2 protein-coding genes are annotated in these 6720 nt (G+C 65.3%); both read left to right on the top strand.

Annotated elements, in window-relative coordinates:
• On the top strand, nt 1-2603 hold a 2603-nt coding region (locus tag MOV75_RS22685), incomplete at its 5' end, for an amino acid adenylation domain-containing protein (protein ID WP_247006649.1).
• A 50-nt stretch (nt 2604-2653) separates the two neighbouring features.
• Nucleotides 2654-6720: amino acid adenylation domain-containing protein (locus tag MOV75_RS22680; RefSeq protein ID WP_309486959.1), on the top strand; the 4067-nt coding region annotated here is incomplete at its 3' end.

Here is a 6720-nt window from a genome sequence, read left to right as displayed (position 1 = left end):
GGCTCGAAACGCCGACGCTGCTCGCGAACGCGGTGGCGACCAGCAAGACCTCCGGCGCCGAGGGCCACGCCAGTGTCGGGATTGCCGTGGACGCAGCGCTGACCGAGCGGCTGAAGTCGTTCGCAAGGCGCGAACGGGTGACGCTCAATACGCTCATACAGGGGGTATGGGCACAATTGCTGCGCCGACATTCAGGGCAGTCCGCAGCCTGCTTCGGCGTGACGATATCGGGCCGTCCGGCCGAATTGCCCGGCTCAGAGGAGATGGTGGGCCTCTTCATCAACACGCTGCCCATCGTCGATGCGCCGAACCCGCAGACGATCGTCGGCGATTGGCTGCGCCAGTTGCAGGAGCAGAACCTGGCTCTGCGCGAGCACGGCTGGACGCCGCTCTACGAAATTCAGCGCCTTGCCGGCCATGCCGGGCAGCCGCTGTTCGACAGCATCCTGGTGTTCGAAAACTACCCGATCGACGAGGGATTGCTGCGGGGCGGGGAGGGTGGTCCTCGGCTCGGGCGTGTGGCGCATGTGACGCCGACGAACTACGCGCTGGCGGTTGCGGTGTTCGCCGCAAGCGACGGGCTGAACATCGAATTCAATTATGACCGGTGCCGGTTCGACGAGGCGGCCATCCTGCGTCTTCGCGACATTCTGCACGGTTTGCTGGAACGGGTCGCAGCGAATGCTGAGCGCGTGCTCGGTGATCTCGAATCGGCAGCCGACCAAGATGCGCGACGAATTCTCGAATGGAGCGGCGCAGCGCAGCTATCGTCGGCATCTTCCTGCGCCGACGTCGTGACTCATATCGAAGCGCAGGCCGCGCAGGCGCCTTCTGCTGTTGCCATCTCATGGGGCGACCAGCGGATCTGCTATGGCGAGTTGAACACGCGGGCCAACGCGCTCGCACGGCGGCTTCGCTTCTGGAATCTCGGCCCAGATCGGCTTGTCGGCATTGCCCTGACGCGAAGCCCGGACATGATCGTCGCGCTGCTCGCGGTTCTGAAGGCTGGCGGCGCCTATCTGCCGCTCGATCCGGATTATCCGGCCGACCGGCTTGGCTACATGCTGCGTGACAGCGGCGTGACGTTGGTTCTGACGCAAGGCGTGCTGCTCGAGCCGCTCGGGCCGGTGCTGCGTGAGGCCGGAGTCGAGGCGCTCTGCATCGACGAACCATCGCTACCCGCCGGCGACGACGGCGGTAACCTCGACGTCGAAATCCATCCGGATAGCCTAGCTTACGTCATCTACACCTCGGGATCGACCGGAATGCCGAAGGGCGTGGCTGTTGCGCGCGGGCCGCTTGCCATGCATTGCGAAGCGATCGGCCGGCTGTACCGCATGACCTCCCGCGACCGCGAGTTCCAGACGGCGTCGATCAATTTCGATATAGCCCACGAGCGTTGGCTGGTGCCGCTGATGACGGGCGGGTCGCTCGTGCTGCCCTCGAAGCCCGGCCTGTTGATCGACGACCTCGTCAGCGAGATCGCGCGCAGTTCGGTGACCTCGATCTTTCTTCCGCCGGCCTATGCGGATCAATTGAGCGCGGCGTTGCGGCAGAGCGGGCGCAGGCTGGCGATCAGGACCTGTATCGTCGGCGGCGAGGCCTGGTCGGATACGGGGATCAAGGCATTGCGCGGGGCTGCCGATGTCGACCTTCTGGTCAACGCTTACGGCCCGACCGAGACGGTGATCGCGCCGACGGCCTGGATCGTCGATGACGCCGTGCTGACGCCTCACCAGCCCGCACCAATCGGACGGCCCGTCGGTGCGAGGTCCGTACACATCCTCGATTCCGACCTCAACATCGTTCCCGTTGGTGTCACCGGCGAGCTGTTTATCGGTGGTGTTGGCCAGGCCCGCGGCTATCTGAACCGGGGGGCACTGACCGCGGAACGGTTCGTCCCGGATCCGTTCGGCGATAGCGGCATGCGCCTCTATCGGACCGGCGATCTCGCGCGCTGGCGCGACGACGGCGTGATCGAATATGTCGGCCGCGCGGACCGGCAGGTGAAGATCCGCGGTTTCCGCATCGAGCTCGGCGAGATCGAGGCGCGTCTGCTCGAGCAGCGCGGCGTGCGTGCGGCGGCCGTGGTGGCCGCTGAGGGCAGGACCGGCCGCCAATTGTTCGCCTATGCCAGCGGTGAGCCGTCGATCGACGGCCGTGCCTTGCGTGACGCATTGTCCGCCATTCTGCCTGATTACATGGTGCCATCGACGGTTACGGTGCTGGAGCAACTGCCGCTCACCCCGAACGGGAAGATCGATCGGCGGGCTCTGCCGGCGCCGGGCGAGGATGCGCTGACGCGCCGCTCCTATGAGGCGCCCGAGGATGAGATCGAGCTCGCACTGGCCGGGATCTGGGCGGAGTTGCTCGATGTCGACCGGGTCGGACGCAACGATCACTTCTTCGAGCTTGGCGGACATTCCTTGCTTGCCGTGCGGGTGCTCAGCCGGGTGTCGCAGGAGATCGGCGTGTCGATCGCGGTCTCGGATCTGTTCGCTCATCCCGATCTCGCGTCATTTGCGCGCATCGCGTCGATCAGGCTGATCGAACAGGAATTCGACGCCGAAGAGCTCCAGGAACTGGTCGGGGCGGAGCAATGAGTACGGCTGACACGGCAAAGCCGAGTTTGCGAGATCTGGATCCCGCGCAGATGAGAAGGCTCATCTCGCTGGCCAGGGACCGCGGCCGGAATGCCGACAGGAGCGGCGCTGCGACGATTCCTGTGGTGGCGCGCGACGGATCACTGGAGATGTCCTTTGCGCAGCAACGGCTTTGGCTGCTGGCGCAGCTCGATGGTGCCAATTCCAGCTATCTTATTCGTGGAGCATTGCGGCTTTCGGGCGAACTCGATGTCGGCGCATTGCGCCGGGGCATCGACCGTTTGTTCGCGCGCCACGAAGCGCTGCGCAGTGTCTTTCGCATGGTCGACGAACAGCCGCGCGTGATGCTGCTGCCCGCTCACGAACGCGTGCCGGTGCTCGAACATGATCTGCGCGGCCGGGACGATCGCGAGCAGGCGCTCGCGCGCCTCTGCCGTGAGGAGACCACCACGCCGTTCGACCTCGCCGCAGGACCATTGATCCGCGGCCGGCTGATCCGGACGGCGGAGCGGGAATATCTCTTCCTGCTCACGCAGCATCACATCGTCTCCGACGGCTGGTCGATCGGTGTGCTTGTACGTGAGCTGGGTGCTCTCTACCAGGCTTTCGCCGCCGGCAAGGACGATCCGTTGCCATCGTTGGCAATCCAGTATCCGGACTATGCCGCCTGGCAGCGACAATGGCTGTCGGGCGAGCGATTGCAGCGGCAGGTCGACTATTGGCGACAGGCGCTCGCGGATGCCCCTGCCGTGCTCGAATTGCCGACGGACCGGCCTCGTCCGCCGGTCAGGTCGCTCGCCGGCGCGTCCTTGCCGATCGAGATCGACGCGGAGCTCGCATCCGGCATTCGGCGACTGAGCCAATCGCATCGCGCCAGCGTTTTCATGACGGTGCTGGCGGCCTGGGCGGCGGTGTTGTCGAGGCTCTCCGGGCAGGCGGATATCGTGATCGGGACGCCGACGGCCAACCGGAACAGGCCCGAGATCGAGGGGCTGATCGGATTCTTCGTCAACATGCTGGCTGTCCGCGTCGATCTCTCGGCCGAGCCCAGTGTCGCCGAGCTGCTCCACCGGGTGCGCGCCGCAGCGCTCGCGGCGCAGGATCATCAGGATCTGCCGTTCGAGCAGGTCGTCGAGATCACCCAGCCGCTACGACGGCTGGAACAGACGCCGGTCTTTCAAGTCGTGTTCGCTTGGCAGAGCAACGAGGCGGGGACCCTTGAGCTGCCCGGCCTCAAGGCCGAGGCCGCCGATATCCCGCTCCAACAGGTCAAGTTCGATCTCGAGCTTGGTCTGGGCGAGATGGACGGACGTATCGTCGGCTCCATGAACTATGCGACGGAGCTGTTCGACGAGGCGACGATCAGGCGTCACCGGGATTATCTGTTGTCCTTGCTGGGGGCCATGGTTGCCGATGCGGACCAGGTGGTCGATCGGATCGATATTGTTGGTGCCGAGGAGCGCAGGCGCGTTCTCGATACATGGAACGAGACCGCGGCACCGTTTCCCTCCGAGCGCTGCATTCACGAATTGTTTGCGGAGCAGGCGAGAAGGACGCCGGACGCTATCGCGCTGGTGTACGAGGATGTTCGTCTGAGCTATGGCGAACTCGATGCCGAAGCGAGCGGGCTTGCGCGGCGCTTAATGGCCTTGGGCGTGGTGCCGGACCAGCCCGTCGCAATCTGCTTGCCGCGCGGTATCGCCATGGTGGTGAGCCTGCTGGCCGTGCTGAAGGCGGGCGGTGCCTATCTGCCGCTCGATCCGGCCTATCCGGCGGAGCGGCTGCGTCAGATTGTCGACGATGCCGGGCCGCGCGTGCTGATCGCTGACGACGCGGGACGCGCGATATTACCGGATGGGACCTGCGAGATCGTCGATCCGGAAGCGAACGCATCCACCGTCACGGGGCAGGCGGCATCGGATCCGGGTGACCTCGTCAAAGGACTGACCTCGCGAAGCCTCGCTTACGTCATCTACACCTCCGGCTCGACCGGCCGGCCGAAGGGGGTGATGGTCGAGCACCGTGGCCTGGTGAATCTGGCGTTGGCGCAGCGGGGGCTGTTCGAGGTCAATTCGAACAGCCGCGTCGTGCAGTTTGCCTCGTTCAGCTTCGATGCCAGCATCTGGGAAATCGTCATGGCGCTGGGCTCGGGCGCCGCGCTGTTCCTGGCTGGCCCGCAAAAGCATCAGGACACGTCGGCATTGCTCGGCTACCTCGCGGACAACGCGATCACGCACGCGACCTTGCCGCCGGCGATGCTGCACGGGCGTACCGACCTCGACCGCCTGGCCGCGCTACGGGTTCTCGTCCTTGCCGGTGAATTGCCCAGGGCCGAACTGATCAAGGGATTGCCCCCCGGCGTTGCCGTCTTCAACGGTTACGGGCCGACGGAAGCAACGGTCTGCGCCACGAGCTGGCTGCGGCCGCCGGGCTTTGATGGCGACGCTGCCCCGATCGGTCGTCCGCTGCCGAATGCGCGGATCTATCTTCTGGACCGATTCGGTGCGCCCGTTCCTCTCGGCGCGGTGGGTGAGATCTACATTGGTGGAGCCGGGATTGCGCGCGGCTATCTCAACCGCGTCGACCTGACGGCGGAGCGCTTCGTGCGCGATCCCTTCCACGGCGATGCCGCAGCGCGCATGTATCGCACCGGCGATCTCGGGCGCTATTTGCCGGAAGGCAATATCGCGTTTCTCGGCCGCAATGACCACCAGGTCAAGATCCGCGGTTTCCGTATCGAGCTCGGTGAGATCGAGTTTCGGCTCAACGAGCACGCCGACGTGACCGATTCAGTCGTGCTGGTGCACCGGGATCATGGCGACACGCGGCTGGTCGCCTATGTGGCCGCGCGTCGCGGTGATGGCGCGGGGCTCGATGCTAATGAATTTGCCGGCGCGATGCGCGATCATCTACGTTCGTGCTTGCCGGACTACATGGTGCCGTCAGCTTTCGTACGCCTCGATGCACTGCCGCTCACGCCGAATGGCAAGGTTGACCGCAAGGCGCTGCCGACCCCGGAGGGCGATGCGTTTGCGCGACGCCGTTTCGAGCAGCCGCAAGGCGATGTCGAGCGGATCGTCGCGAATGTCTGGACCGAACTCTTTGGCATTGATCGGATTGGACGCGGCGACCACTTCTTCGAGCTCGGTGGCCATTCGCTGCTCGCAGTCCGCATGCTGGAGCGGTTGCAGCGGCATGCGCTGAGAGCGGATGCGCGCACGCTGTTCGCAAAACCGGTGCTGGCGGACTTTGCCGCCAGCCTCGATGGCGGCGGAGAAACCGACGTTCCGGTCAACCGGATCACCCAGCAGACGACGGCAATCACGCCCGAACTGTTGCCCCTGATCGCGTTGACCCAATCCGACATCGACGGCATCGTGGCCGGCGTTCCCGGCGGTGTCGCCAACATCCAGGACATCTACGGCCTCTCGCCGCTTCAGGATGGTATCCTCTTTCACCATCTGCTCTCGAAAGAGGGCGATCCGTATCTGCTGGTCGGCCGAATGGCGTTTGCCGACCGCGACCTGCTCGATCGCTATCTCGACGCGGTCCGGCAGGTGGTCGACCGCCACGACATTCTGCGAACGTCCATCGTGTGGAACGGTCTGTCCACGCCGGCACAGGTGGTTTGGCGGCAGGCTCCCTTGGTCGTCAGCGAGGTCGTGCTGGATGGCGAAGGCCGCGCGGATGAAGAGCTCGCGCGACGATTCGATCCGCGGTTTCATCGGATTGATCTCGGCCAGCCACCGCTGCTGCGATTTGCAGTCGCCGCCGATCCCAAGGGAGGGCGCTGGCTGCTCCTGGTCCTGCTGCATCACCTGATCGGCGACCACTCCACGCTGGAGGTGATGCATGACGAGGTCGGGAAGATCCTGTCCGGGCGAAGTCACGGGTTGTCGCCACCATATCCGTTCCGGAATCTGGTGGCGCAGTCGCGGGGATCGGCGGCGACCGCGGAGCATGAGCGCTTCTTCCGTGGCACGCTCGCCGACATCGACGAGCCGACCACGCCGTTTGGGCTGGACTGGGTGCGCGGCGACGGCCGTGGCGTTGAGGAAGCCCGGCGGGTGCTGCCAGAACAGCTGAGTGTAAGGCTTCGTGCTCAGGCGCGGCGGCT

Origin of the sequence: Bradyrhizobium sp. PRIMUS42, from assembly GCF_023006515.1 — a bacterium.
In the GTDB taxonomy this organism is placed as follows: domain Bacteria; phylum Pseudomonadota; class Alphaproteobacteria; order Rhizobiales; family Xanthobacteraceae; genus Bradyrhizobium.
This window is presented reverse-complemented; position numbering and strand designations above follow the sequence as displayed.